The following is an 11232-nucleotide window of genomic DNA, read 5'->3' on the forward strand; positions in this document are numbered from 1 at the left end:
TCGGCCTTTGAGGTCGTGGTATGGATGACGGATGGCTGGCCGCTGTATGAATCACGCCTGAAGGGAAAGCTGCACGTTATCAGCAAGCGTTACACTCAGCGCATTGAGCGACATAATCTGAATCTGAGACAACATCTGGCAAGGCTGGGACGGAAGTCACTGTCGTTCTCAAAATCGGTGGAGCTGCATGACAAGGTCATCGGGCATTATCTGAACATAAAACACTATCAGTAAGTTGGAGTCATTACCGCCCAAGCACATGGCAATCTATATGATTTACAACGCCTGCCTTAAAGCTTTTTTCGTCCTCTACTTCAGTGATTATGTCGGCAAGTAATAAGCAGTCTTCTTTGACGTCTGGGAATAAAGAGCAATTGCGGTAAAGACTCGCGATGCTATGTAATGTGCCGTCGTAGCCGCAAAGGTACGCGCTCAAATATATAGATTCTGCCGCCGCCATAATCAAAAGATCATCAATATCTATTTCTAATAATTCGGCTGCTCTGTTAAGCCTGAAAAAAGGGGCGGGTGGTAATTTTTTCATTGCGTCACCTTTTACGCTGCGCCTTATTTTGTGATTGAGCCAGGCGGTAAGGCTTCCCGCTTTTCGCCCCGTCGAGCTAGGCTCAATCTATTCAGTTAGTTCGCCCTTCTGAGAGGCGTTACGTTGTAGTCTTTTCCGCTTTCCAGTGCCACTAGCAGATCAGCCCACTGTGCCAGTGCTGCTTTACGCTCATCAAAATACTGATGGCGGTTATAAATCCCCTCTACGCCCTTAATGCGATGATTGAGGCATCGTTCCGCCACAACAGGATCAACACCCAACGCTGCTAAATGAGTACGTGCGGTGCGTCGAAAGTCGTGAATCGTGAAATTAGGCACATCCGGCATTTTGGCGCGAACCTTAGCCAGTGCTACGGGTAAAGTGCTTTCCTGAATATGTGGGATCATTCTGTTTTGCATCTTCCTGGCCGGAAGCACCCATGCGCTATTACATGAAAAGGTGTGTAGCTCTCTCAACCATTCAACGGCTGGGGAAGGTAGAGGTATATCAATAGGGTCTCCGTTTTTGCTGCGTTCTTCCGGCAAATGCCATACCGCACCATCTAAATCAAACTCTTCCCATCGTGCGGCGCATAATTCCATTTTGCGGACGCATAACGCTAACAGTAATTTGAACGTGATTTCGTTCTGGCGACTGAATCCCTTAGCCGTGCGCATGGCTTTGAATAGCTGGATTAACTCATCGCGGGTTAACCAGCGGTCACGGGCAGCTTCTTTCCCTCCGGCGTCTGCCACCTCAAAGGCTGAACAGGGGTTAATCTCTAGCGCGTGCCGTTTGATTCCGTAGTCGAATATGCGGCGCGTCCATCTCAGCACGTCCGTTGCTATGGTCGGCGCTCCACGGTCAACAATACCTTTCAGCATGTCATCGATATGGCGCGGTTTCACGTCCTCTACCTTCATGCTGCCAATGCAGGGGTTTATATCTTTGTCGATACGGCGGCGGAGTATATCGGGGTGCTTCCAGCGCGGGAGGATCTGACGCTCAAAGTATTCAGCGGCAAGCTCTGAAACGCGCATAGCGTTCTTCTCTGCTTCCATCTTCGCCAGTGCTTCGGTTTTGTGCTTCTGCTTCTCTCCTGCAACGTCATAGCCCAGCGCAACGCGAGCCGATAGCTCTTTGGCTGTCTCTCTGGCCTTTGATAGTGATAGCTCGCTATACGAACCAATTAGCATGGCGCGGGACTTCCCTGCGAGTTTATAGCGGAATCTCCATGTGGGGGTTTTGTCGGCTTCACGGTAACGTAGGTATAAACCGTTACCGTCTGCCCGCCCCTCGAATCGCTCTCCGCTCTTAATCCATGCGCGGATCTGCATGTCTGTTAGTTTTGGCATTTTGCGAATATCCAAACTTTGAATAGGGGGTGTACCCAAAGCAATGTACCCAAACCTCATTGGGTACACCTTTGTGTACACCATAATCATGCGCTTTGTTGCGTCTTTATGATAGCCCATGATAACAAAAAAGCCCGCTGGGTTGCGGGCTTGGTGTGATTTATGCGTCGTCCTAAATGTTGCTGATAGCTTACTCGATATTCTGAATCTGCTCGCGCATCTGCTCAATCAACACTTTCAGCTCAATCGCGGAGTTTGTCACTTCGGCATTGATAGACTTCGACGCAAGAGTGTTCGACTCGCGGTTGAATTCCTGCATCATAAAGTCCAGACGACGACCAACGGCTTCTTTTTTCTTCAGAATGTTGTAGGTCTCTTTGACATGCGCTTCCAGGCGGTCCAGTTCTTCGGCAACGTCAATTCGTTGTGCCAGCAGAACCAGCTCCTGCTCCAGACGGTTGTTTTCCAACTGAACCTGAGCATCTTCCAGCTTCGCGACCAGACGCTCACGCTGCCATTGCAGGATTTCCGGCATATGGGCGCGGACTTTGACCACTTCGGCGGTGACGCCTTCCAGACGCTGCTCGATCAATGCTTTCAGTGCCTGACCTTCGGTTTCGCGCGCGACAATAAAGTCGTCCAGCGTACCATCCAGCGCCGCGAGAATTTCAGCGGCAATGGCGTCAAGATCCTGCTCCTGGGCTGCCATCACGCCCGGCCAGCGTAGAATATCAACCGGGTTGATTTCCCCTTCGTCACTCTGCATTTTTACCCAGTTCGCGGCAGTTACCAGCTGTTTAGCCAGTTTTTCGTTGAGGATCAGCTCACCTTGCGCGCTAATATCTGGCTCATAGCGCAGGGTACATTCCACTTTACCGCGCGTCAGGCGAGAACGAATACGCTCGCGAACGACAGGTTCAAGGCTACGGAACTGCTCCGGCAGACGAAAGTAAGTTTCCAGATAACGCTGGTTTACCGAGCGCATTTCCCAGGTTGCGCTCCCCCATTCACCCTTGATTTCACGCCGGGCGTAGGCGGTCATACTGCGGATCATAGACGTTCCTGTTTATAAAAGGAGAGGTGGAAGGATTATAGCCATCGATGCCTTGTCAGGATAGGAATAACCGCCGGAAGTCCGTATAATGCGCAGCCACATTTGTTTCAAGCCGGAGATTTCAATATGCGTCCAGCAGGCCGTAGCAATAATCAGGTGCGTCCCGTTACCCTGACTCGTAACTATACAAAACATGCAGAAGGCTCGGTGCTGGTCGAATTTGGCGATACCAAAGTGTTGTGTACCGCCTCTATTGAAGAAGGCGTGCCGCGCTTCCTGAAAGGTCAGGGCCAGGGCTGGATCACCGCAGAGTACGGCATGCTGCCACGTTCTACCCACACCCGTAACGCTCGTGAAGCGGCGAAAGGTAAGCAGGGTGGACGCACAATGGAAATCCAGCGTCTGATCGCCCGTGCTCTTCGCGCGGCAGTAGATTTGAAAGCGCTGGGTGAGTTCACCATTACGCTGGACTGCGACGTGCTTCAGGCTGATGGTGGCACGCGTACCGCGTCGATTACGGGTGCCTGCGTGGCGCTGGCAGATGCGCTACAGAAGCTGGTGGAAAACGGCAAGCTGAAAACCAACCCGATGAAAGGGATGGTAGCCGCAGTTTCTGTCGGAATTGTGAACGGCGAAGCGGTTTGCGATCTGGAATACGTTGAAGACTCTGCCGCAGAGACCGACATGAACGTAGTGATGACCGAAGACGGGCGCATCATTGAAGTGCAGGGGACGGCAGAAGGCGAGCCGTTCACCCATGAAGAGCTACTCACCTTGTTGGCTCTGGCCCGAGGGGGAATCGAATCCATTGTAGCGACGCAGAAGGCGGCGCTGGCAAACTGATTTTTAAGGCGACTGATGAGTCGCCTTTTTTTTGTCTGTAGAAAAGTAAGATGAGGAGCGAAGGCATGAAACCATATCAGCGCCAGTTTATTGAATTTGCGCTTGGCAAGCAGGTGTTAAAGTTTGGCGAGTTTACGTTGAAGTCCGGGCGCAAAAGCCCCTATTTCTTCAACGCCGGGCTGTTTAATACCGGGCGCGATCTGGCACTGTTAGGCCGTTTTTACGCTGAAGCGTTGGTGGATTCCGGCCTTGAGTTCGATCTGCTGTTTGGCCCTGCTTACAAAGGGATCCCGATTGCCACCACTACCGCCGTGGCGCTGGCGGAGCATCATGACCTTGACCTGCCGTACTGCTTTAACCGCAAAGAGGCAAAAGACCACGGTGAAGGCGGCAATCTGGTTGGTAGCGCGTTACAAGGACGCGTAATGCTGGTAGATGATGTGATCACCGCCGGAACGGCGATTCGCGAATCGATGGAGATTATTCAGGCTAATGGCGCGACGCTTGCTGGCGTGTTGATTTCGCTTGATCGTCAGGAACGGGGGCGCGGCGAGATTTCGGCGATTCAGGAAGTTGAGCGTGATTACAACTGCAAAGTGATCTCTATCATCACCCTGAAAGACCTGATTGCTTACCTGGAAGAGAAGCCGGAAATGGCGGAACATCTGGCGGCGGTTAAGGCCTATCGCGAAGAGTTTGGCGTTTAAAGAAACTCGCCGGATGAAAAGTCATCCGGCGTCATATTACTGCAACTGTGCCGCAATTAGCGGCCAGCGGGCGTCAAAATCATCCGTCGGGCGGTATTTAAATTCGCTGCGGACAAAACGTGACAGCATACCTTCACAGAAGGCCAGGATCTGGCTTGCCAGCAGGGTTTCATCGGTGGTGTAACCTTCACCCTCACGCATTCTCTTTTCACGCAATACCTGACGCAGCTGCGCTTCAATACGCTCGAACAGCTGGTTGATGCGCCCTTGCAGGCGATCCTGTTCAAACATTAGCGCATGACCAGTGAGGATGCGGGTCAGGCCAGGATTACGCTCACCAAAACCGAGAAGCAGCAACACAATCAGACGCAGGCGCGCTGTGGTGTCTTTCTCATCTTTCAGAATCAGGTTGATGCGAGTAATCAGGCTATCTTCGATAAACTCAATCAGGCTATCGAACATGCGGGTCTTACTGGGGAAGTGGCGATACAGTGCCGCTTCGGAAACGCCGACAGAGGCGGCCAGTTTTGCCGTCGTGATACGTTGGCTTCCATCGCTGGATTCCAGCATCAGCGCCAGAGACTGAAGTATTTCCTCGCGACGGTTCCTTTTCGCAGTTTGTTTTTCTGCCATGTTACAAAATACCCCTGAAAATAAGCACTTGCCAGGCGGCACCCACGCTATGACCGCAAACGAAATGTTTGCGGCTATGTTATGACGTTATTCGGATGCGTATGTGTTACTGACGACCAGAGTGACCAAAGCCGCCTTCACCGCGGTCGGTGGCGTCGAAATCTTCCACCAGATTAAATTCAGCCTGTACTACCGGAACAAAAATCATCTGGGCGATGCGTTCGCCAGGTTGAATGGTGAAGCTGTCCTGACCACGGTTCCACACGGAAATCATCAACTGGCCCTGATAGTCGGAATCGATCAATCCTACCAGGTTACCAAGCACGATACCGTGCTTATGTCCCAATCCGGAGCGCGGCAGCATCATTGCCGCCAGTGAAGGATCGGCAATATGAATCGCCAGCCCGGTCGGAACCAGCGTAGTGTCACCCGGAGCCAGTTCTACGGCGTCGTCGAGACAGGCACGCAGGTCAAGTCCGGCAGAGCCAGAGGTGGCATAAGTCGGGAGCGGAAATTCCTTCCCAACGCGCGGGTCCAGAATCTTAACGTCGATTTTTTTCATCATAACGGGTCACGATCTCGTCGAGTAATAGTTGGCCAAGGAGCTCTTTGCGCTCAAGCGGTAAGACTTTATCTCCGTCCTGCCAGAAAAGGTGTAATGCGTTGTTGTCGCTGTTAAATCCTTGAGTTGGCTGGGAAACATCGTTCGCGCAGATCAGATCAAGGTTTTTACAGATACGTTTTTGCCGGGCGTATTCTTCCACATTATTTGTTTCGGCGGCAAATCCAACGACGTAGGGTCGATGGTCTTTTAGTGCGGCAACGCCTGCGACGATATCGGGGTTTTTAACCATTTTTATTGTTAATTCATCACCCTGCGTGGCCTGCTTTTTGATTTTTTCTGGGGCCACGGTAGCTGCGCGATAATCCGCCACGGCGGCGCAGCCGATAAAAATATTTTGCTGCTGTACAGAAGCATTCACGGCGGCTTCCATTTCCAGCGCGGTCATCACATCAACACGTTTAACAAACGGTGGCGTCGGTAGTGAAACCGGACCTGATACCAGCGTGACGTTCGCGCCACGACGGGCAGCGGCGGCGGCGATAGCAAAACCCATCTTGCCGGAGCTGTGATTAGAGATATAACGCACGGGATCGAGCGGTTCACGCGTCGGACCGGCGGTAATCATAATGTTCAGATGTTTCAGGTCGTTGACGGGCGAAAAATGCGCCACCGCCATATCCACAATGGTTAACGGATCGAGCATTCGCCCAGGACCGATATCACCACAAGCCTGACTGCCACTGTCTGGCCCCCAGATGAGCAAACCACGGGAAGCAAGCCCCTCTAAATTATGCTGCGTGGCAGCGGCACGGTACATCTGCTGGTTCATGGTGGGGAGCACGGCTACAGGCGCAGGTGTAGCCAGACAAATCGTCGATACCAGGTCATTCGCCATTCCGGCAGCAACACGGGCAATCAAATCTGCCGTGGCAGGGGCGAGAATCACTAAATCAGCCCATTTACCCAGCTCAATATGGCCCATAGCGGCTTCGGCTGCCGGGTCCAGCAAACTGTCGGAAACGGGATAACCAGAAACCGCCTGCAAGCTAAGTGGGGTGATAAAGGCTTTTGCCGCTTCGGTCATGGCTACGCGGACGTCGGCCCCGCGATCGCGCAAACGACGCACCAGTTCAGGGGTTTTATAGGCAGCAATACCGCCGCTAACGCCGAGAACGATTTTTTTACCGGCCAGGCTCATGATGATTTTTCCTGTTGGGTGACACCAGAAGTTGGCGATTTTATCACAATACTTTTGTTGTCGTGCCTTCACCTGAGAATCACTTTGCGAGGCGCTTTCCAGGATTGAAAACTGGCCGTCGATTTAACGGAACGGCTATGACAGGATGCGAGCACCACAAAGGAGGTGAAGGTGAAAAACAATTCACAGCTGTTGATGCCGCGCGAAAAAATGCTGAAGTTTGGTATTAGCGCCTTAACGGATGTCGAGCTGCTGGCGCTATTTCTGCGTACCGGAACGCGCGGTAAAGATGTATTAACCCTGGCAAAAGAGATGCTGGAGAATTTCGGCTCTCTTTATGGCTTGTTAACCTCTGAATATGAACAATTTAGTGGCGTTCATGGAATTGGCGTGGCGAAATTTGCCCAGTTAAAGGGGATTGCTGAACTGGCGCGGCGTTACTACAACGTGCGGATGCGTGAAGAAAGCCCTTTACTCAGCCCGGAGATGACGCGGGAATTTTTACAAAGCCAGCTTACGGGTGAGGAGCGGGAGATCTTTATGGTGATCTTTCTCGACTCACAACACCGGGTTATAACGCATAGCCGTCTTTTTTTCCGGCACGCTAAACCATGTTGAAGTCCATCCTCGGGAAATTATCCGCGAAGCGATAAAAATAAACGCCTCGGCGCTGATCCTTGCACATAATCACCCTTCGGGTTGTGCTGAACCCAGTAAAGCGGATAAACTCATTACTGAACGGATAATAAAGAGTTGTCAGTTCATGGATTTACGCGTGCTCGACCATATCGTGATTGGGCGTGGAGAGAATGTTTCTTTTGCCGAACGCGGCTGGATTTAACCCGCTATGCGCGATCCTTCGGGATCTTTGTCTGTTCGGGACTTGAGCACATCGCTGAGTCAGCGTATACTACGCCACCTTTGAGAATCTCGGGTTTGGCATTTGGGCCTGGCAATCGAGAGTTCACATAGAACTGCGATGACTGGGCTGTAAAGCCTGACGAGGCGCCAATACCCCATACGAAGCTCGAGCTAATTTGATTTTTGGAGAATAGACATGTCCCGAGTCTGCCAAGTTACTGGCAAGCGTCCGGTGACCGGTAACAACCGTTCCCACGCACTGAACGCGACTAAACGCCGTTTCCTGCCGAACCTGCACTCTCACCGTTTCTGGGTTGAGAGCGAGAAGCGTTTTGTCACCCTGCGCGTATCTGCTAAAGGTATGCGTGTAATCGATAAAAAAGGCATCGATACAGTTCTGGCTGAACTGCGTGCCCGTGGCGAAAAGTACTAAGTACTTAGAGGAAATAAATCATGGCTAAAGGTATTCGTGAGAAAATCAAGCTGGTTTCTTCTGCCGGTACTGGTCACTTCTATACCACTACGAAGAACAAACGTACTAAGCCGGAAAAACTGGAACTGAAAAAATTCGATCCAGTTGTTCGCCAGCACGTGATCTACAAAGAAGCGAAAATCAAATAATTCTCGCTTTGATGTAACAAAAAACCTCGCTCCGGCGGGGTTTTTTGTTATCTGCTTGCCCCCATATTGACTGCATCTGTTCATTCCTGGAGATGCTATGCCTGAATTACCCGAAGTTGAAACCAGCCGCCGCGGCATAGAACCGCATCTCGTTGGTGCAACCATTCTTCATGCAGTGGTGCGCAACGGACGCTTGCGCTGGCCGGTTTCAGAAGAGATCTACCGTTTAAGCGACCAACCAGTGCTTAGCGTGCAGCGGCGGGCTAAATATCTGCTGCTGGAGCTGCCTGAGGGCTGGATTATCATTCATTTAGGGATGTCTGGCAGCCTGCGCATCCTTCCAGAAGAACTTCCCCCTGAAAAGCATGACCATGTGGATTTGGTGATGAGCAACGGCAAAGTGCTGCGCTACACCGATCCGCGCCGCTTTGGTGCCTGGCTGTGGACCAAAGAGCTGGAAGGGCATAATGTGCTGGCCCATCTTGGACCGGAGCCGCTTAGCGACGATTTCAATGGTGAGTATCTGCATCAGAAGTGCGCGAAGAAAAAAACGGCGATTAAACCGTGGCTGATGGATAACAAGCTGGTGGTAGGGGTAGGGAATATCTATGCCAGCGAATCACTGTTTGCGGCGGGGATCCATCCGGATCGGCTGGCGTCATCACTGTCGCTGGCAGAGTGTGAATTGTTAGCTCGGGTGATTAAAGCGGTGTTGCTGCGTTCGATTGAGCAGGGTGGTACAACGCTGAAAGATTTTCTGCAAAGTGATGGTAAACCGGGCTATTTCGCTCAGGAATTGCAGGTTTACGGGCGAAAAGGTGAGCCGTGTCGGGTGTGCGGTACGCCGATTGTGGCGACTAAACATGCGCAGCGGGCAACGTTTTATTGTCGGCAGTGCCAGAAGTAATTCATGCGCGCCGGATCGCATACCATCCGGCATAAACGCTACGCTAACTTCGCCATCAGCGCCTGATGGACATTCTCCGGCAGGAAATGGGTGACATCGCCCTGATGGCGCGCCACCTCTTTCACCAACGATGAAGAGATAAACGACCACTCTTTCGACGGCATCAGAAACACACTTTCCAGTTCCGGCATTAAGTGGCGATTCATATGCGCCAGCTGCATTTCATATTCAAAATCCGCCACCGCACGCAGGCCACGAATCAGCACCGTAGCGTGTTGATTACGGGCGAAGTTCGCCATCAAATCACTAAACCCAACTACTTCCACGTTCCCCAGATGCGCGGTTGCCTGCTGTGCCAGCGCCACACGCTCTTCCAGGGTAAACATCGGTTTTTTACTGGGGCTGGCGGCAATCGCCAGAATAACGTGATCGAACATTTGCGTGGCGCGCGTCACGATATCGATATGACCATTGGTAATGGGATCGAAAGTACCCGGATAAATCGCCCGTTTTTGCATAACAACCTCAATGCGTTTTCGGTGGCAGGTAAGGTTCCAGCAGTTGAAGCAGGCGCTGTAGCGCGCCCTGGTTTTGATACAGTACTTCAACGGCATGACGGCCATAGAAACTACGGTAATCGGCGTCGGTGAGTAAAGAGGAAACCTCTTTTGCAAGCGTAGTGGCATCGGTAACGGTAATCAGCCCGCTTGCCTGCTCCAGCCGCGCGCAAATGTCTTTAAAATTAAAAGTATGCGGCCCCATCAATACCGGAATAGCGTGTGCGGCAGCTTCCAGCGGATTATGCCCACCACGTTCAACCAGTGAACCGCCAACAAAGGCGAGATCGGCAATGCCGTACAGTAACATCAACTCGCCCATCGTATCGCCAACCACAACCTGCGTGCTGGTGGAGGGGACTTCCCCTGAAGAGCGTGTGATATAGCTTAGTCCAGCCTGGCGGACAAGGTTAATCGCATCCGGGAAGCGTTCTGGATGACGGGGTACCAGGATGAGCAATAAATTCGGGAATTGCTGTAACAATACCTGATGTGCGGCGATCACCACACTCTCTTCACCTTCGTGAGTGCTGGTGGCAATCCATACCGGGCGGTGTGGTGCCCACTGGCGGCGCAGCGTCACGGCTTTAGCAGCCAACTGCGGCGTTACAGAAATATCGAATTTCAGGCTACCGGTAACGGTTACCTGGTTATTTTTTGCGCCCAGCGCCACAAAACGTGCACCATCTTCTTCATTTTGGGCGGCAATCAGCGTAATACGACGCAGCAAGCGACGGACGAATTTACCCAGTTTGGCATAACCTGCGGCCGAGCGGGCAGAGAGTCGCGCGTTCGCGATCACCAGCGGAATTTTACGTTTATGTAGCGCCGCAATCAGGTTAGGCCATAGTTCGGTTTCCATAATCAACACCAGTTTAGGGTCGACTTTATTCAGGAAACGATTAAGTGCATCGGGCAGGTCATACGGCAGATAAACGTGCTGAACATCCTTCCCGAAAGCCGATTGTACGCGCTCCGAACCGGTTGGCGTCATGGTTGTAACGGTAATCGGTAAATCAGGATAACGATGACGCAGCGCGCGCACCAACGGGATCACCGCCAGAGTTTCACCGACGGAGACGGAGTGCAGCATAATGCCGCCTGGTTTTAGCGGATGGCGGTAAAAACCGTAACGTTCACCCCAGCGTTTTCGATAGGCCGGAGCCTTACGTCCGCGCACCCAGAGCCGTATCCAGATCAGCGGCTGAATAAGGTAGAGAAGGGCGGTGTAAAGCAATTCGAGCATAGTAAATAGCTGACTTATGGATGTGCTGGGGATTCTATGTATTTAGCTGTGGCTTTACCATTACTTTTCCCGTTTTTGACTTAAATAGCAATTTACCCGCCAATTCTTGCTGAACATCTATACTTTTTTTGTATTTTTATG

14 protein-coding genes and 1 pseudogene are annotated in these 11232 nt (G+C 51.9%); 7 read left to right on the forward strand and 8 right to left on the reverse strand.

Translation table 11 applies throughout. The features are described from left to right. Positions 1-234, forward strand: a 234-nt coding sequence (locus BFF42_RS07765; protein WP_001393844.1) for an IS1 family transposase, incomplete at its 5' end; no start/stop codon positions are given. Positions 235-244: 10 nt separating this feature from the next. On the opposite strand, the gene BFF42_RS07770 is transcribed toward BFF42_RS07765, so the two are convergent. The 3 genes from BFF42_RS07770 to BFF42_RS07780 all read right to left on the reverse strand — a co-directional run bounded on the left by BFF42_RS07770 (position 245) and on the right by BFF42_RS07780 (position 2953). Beyond that, complete coding sequence (locus tag BFF42_RS07770; protein WP_000735990.1) at positions 245-544, reverse strand: hypothetical protein; 300 nt, start codon at positions 542-544, stop codon at positions 245-247. Between the two features lie 95 nt (positions 545-639). Next, positions 640-1899, reverse strand: a complete 1260-nt coding sequence (locus tag BFF42_RS07775) for a tyrosine-type recombinase/integrase (RefSeq protein ID WP_039060429.1) — start codon at positions 1897-1899, stop codon at positions 640-642. A 190-nt stretch (positions 1900-2089) separates the two neighbouring features. Next, positions 2090-2953: a YicC/YloC family endoribonuclease gene (locus tag BFF42_RS07780; protein WP_000621321.1), complete on the reverse strand. Its 864-nt coding sequence runs from the start codon at positions 2951-2953 to the stop codon at positions 2090-2092. A gap of 126 nt (positions 2954-3079) precedes the next feature. On the opposite strand from BFF42_RS07780, the gene rph reads away from it, so the two are divergent. Together rph and pyrE are read left to right on the forward strand one after the other, a co-directional pair. Continuing rightward, positions 3080-3796, forward strand: a complete 717-nt coding sequence (gene rph / locus BFF42_RS07785) for a ribonuclease PH (RefSeq protein ID WP_001247093.1) — start codon at positions 3080-3082, stop codon at positions 3794-3796. 65 nt (positions 3797-3861) lie between these two features. Beyond that, the gene (pyrE, locus tag BFF42_RS07790) at positions 3862-4503 is read left to right on the forward strand and encodes an orotate phosphoribosyltransferase (protein WP_000806161.1); all 642 of its coding nucleotides are present in this window, start codon (positions 3862-3864) and stop codon (positions 4501-4503) included. A gap of 36 nt (positions 4504-4539) precedes the next feature. Here the strand turns inward: pyrE and slmA are convergent, their stop codons facing one another. The 3 genes from slmA to coaBC form a co-directional block, all read right to left on the reverse strand. Then, positions 4540-5136, reverse strand: coding sequence for a nucleoid occlusion factor SlmA (gene slmA, locus BFF42_RS07795; RefSeq protein ID WP_000818601.1), 597 nt, complete (start codon positions 5134-5136; stop codon positions 4540-4542). A gap of 106 nt (positions 5137-5242) precedes the next feature. Further along, positions 5243-5701, reverse strand: a complete 459-nt coding sequence (dut, locus tag BFF42_RS07800) for a dUTP diphosphatase (protein ID WP_000976070.1) — start codon at positions 5699-5701, stop codon at positions 5243-5245. After that, positions 5679-6899, reverse strand: a complete 1221-nt coding sequence (gene coaBC, locus BFF42_RS07805) for a bifunctional phosphopantothenoylcysteine decarboxylase/phosphopantothenate--cysteine ligase CoaBC (protein ID WP_039059654.1) — start codon at positions 6897-6899, stop codon at positions 5679-5681. The genes dut and coaBC overlap by 23 nt, the downstream gene beginning before the upstream one ends. 171 nt (positions 6900-7070) lie before the next feature. Between coaBC and radC the strand changes: the two are divergent. The 4 genes and pseudogenes from radC to mutM all read left to right on the forward strand — a co-directional run bounded on the left by radC (position 7071) and on the right by mutM (position 9288). Further along, positions 7071-7740 (forward strand): annotated as a pseudogene (gene radC, locus BFF42_RS07810) (RadC family protein). Positions 7741-7956: 216 nt separating this feature from the next. After that, the gene (gene rpmB / locus BFF42_RS07815; protein ID WP_000091955.1) at positions 7957-8193 is read left to right on the forward strand and encodes a 50S ribosomal protein L28; all 237 of its coding nucleotides are present in this window, start codon (positions 7957-7959) and stop codon (positions 8191-8193) included. Positions 8194-8213: 20 nt separating this feature from the next. Continuing rightward, positions 8214-8381 carry a 50S ribosomal protein L33 gene (gene rpmG, locus BFF42_RS07820; RefSeq protein ID WP_001051798.1) on the forward strand — a complete coding sequence of 56 codons (168 nt, stop codon included), beginning with the start codon at positions 8214-8216 and terminating at the stop codon, positions 8379-8381. A gap of 97 nt (positions 8382-8478) precedes the next feature. Then, complete coding sequence (gene mutM, locus BFF42_RS07825; protein WP_001114533.1) at positions 8479-9288, forward strand: bifunctional DNA-formamidopyrimidine glycosylase/DNA-(apurinic or apyrimidinic site) lyase; 810 nt, start codon at positions 8479-8481, stop codon at positions 9286-9288. Between the two features lie 38 nt (positions 9289-9326). Here mutM and coaD read toward each other — a convergent pair whose 3' ends face one another. Beyond that, entirely contained in the window at positions 9327-9806 is a 480-nt protein-coding gene (coaD, locus tag BFF42_RS07830; RefSeq protein WP_001171866.1) for a pantetheine-phosphate adenylyltransferase, read from the reverse strand. Between the two features lie 7 nt (positions 9807-9813). Then, positions 9814-11091 carry a lipid IV(A) 3-deoxy-D-manno-octulosonic acid transferase gene (gene waaA, locus BFF42_RS07835; protein ID WP_000891577.1) on the reverse strand — a complete coding sequence of 426 codons (1278 nt, stop codon included), beginning with the start codon at positions 11089-11091 and terminating at the stop codon, positions 9814-9816. Between the last annotated feature and the right edge of the window lie 141 nt (positions 11092-11232).

The sequence above is a fragment of the Shigella sp. FC1661 genome, from assembly GCF_001712525.1.
Lineage (GTDB): Bacteria > Pseudomonadota > Gammaproteobacteria > Enterobacterales > Enterobacteriaceae > Escherichia > Escherichia coli.

Coding starts and splice junctions, on each gene's coding strand:
- dut (WP_000976070.1), bottom strand. CDS start 5,701: ATGATGAAAAAAATCGACGTTAAGATTCTGGACCCGCGCGTTGGGAAG.
- BFF42_RS07770 (WP_000735990.1), bottom strand. CDS start 544: ATGAAAAAATTACCACCCGCCCCTTTTTTCAGGCTTAACAGAGCAGCC.
- mutM (WP_001114533.1), top strand. CDS start 8,479: ATGCCTGAATTACCCGAAGTTGAAACCAGCCGCCGCGGCATAGAACCG.
- coaBC (WP_039059654.1), bottom strand. CDS start 6,899: ATGAGCCTGGCCGGTAAAAAAATCGTTCTCGGCGTTAGCGGCGGTATT.
- BFF42_RS07780 (WP_000621321.1), bottom strand. CDS start 2,953: ATGATCCGCAGTATGACCGCCTACGCCCGGCGTGAAATCAAGGGTGAA.
- BFF42_RS07775 (WP_039060429.1), bottom strand. CDS start 1,899: ATGCCAAAACTAACAGACATGCAGATCCGCGCATGGATTAAGAGCGGA.
- rpmG (WP_001051798.1), top strand. CDS start 8,214: ATGGCTAAAGGTATTCGTGAGAAAATCAAGCTGGTTTCTTCTGCCGGT.
- rpmB (WP_000091955.1), top strand. CDS start 7,957: ATGTCCCGAGTCTGCCAAGTTACTGGCAAGCGTCCGGTGACCGGTAAC.
- pyrE (WP_000806161.1), top strand. CDS start 3,862: ATGAAACCATATCAGCGCCAGTTTATTGAATTTGCGCTTGGCAAGCAG.
- slmA (WP_000818601.1), bottom strand. CDS start 5,136: ATGGCAGAAAAACAAACTGCGAAAAGGAACCGTCGCGAGGAAATACTT.
- waaA (WP_000891577.1), bottom strand. CDS start 11,091: ATGCTCGAATTGCTTTACACCGCCCTTCTCTACCTTATTCAGCCGCTG.
- coaD (WP_001171866.1), bottom strand. CDS start 9,806: ATGCAAAAACGGGCGATTTATCCGGGTACTTTCGATCCCATTACCAAT.
- rph (WP_001247093.1), top strand. CDS start 3,080: ATGCGTCCAGCAGGCCGTAGCAATAATCAGGTGCGTCCCGTTACCCTG.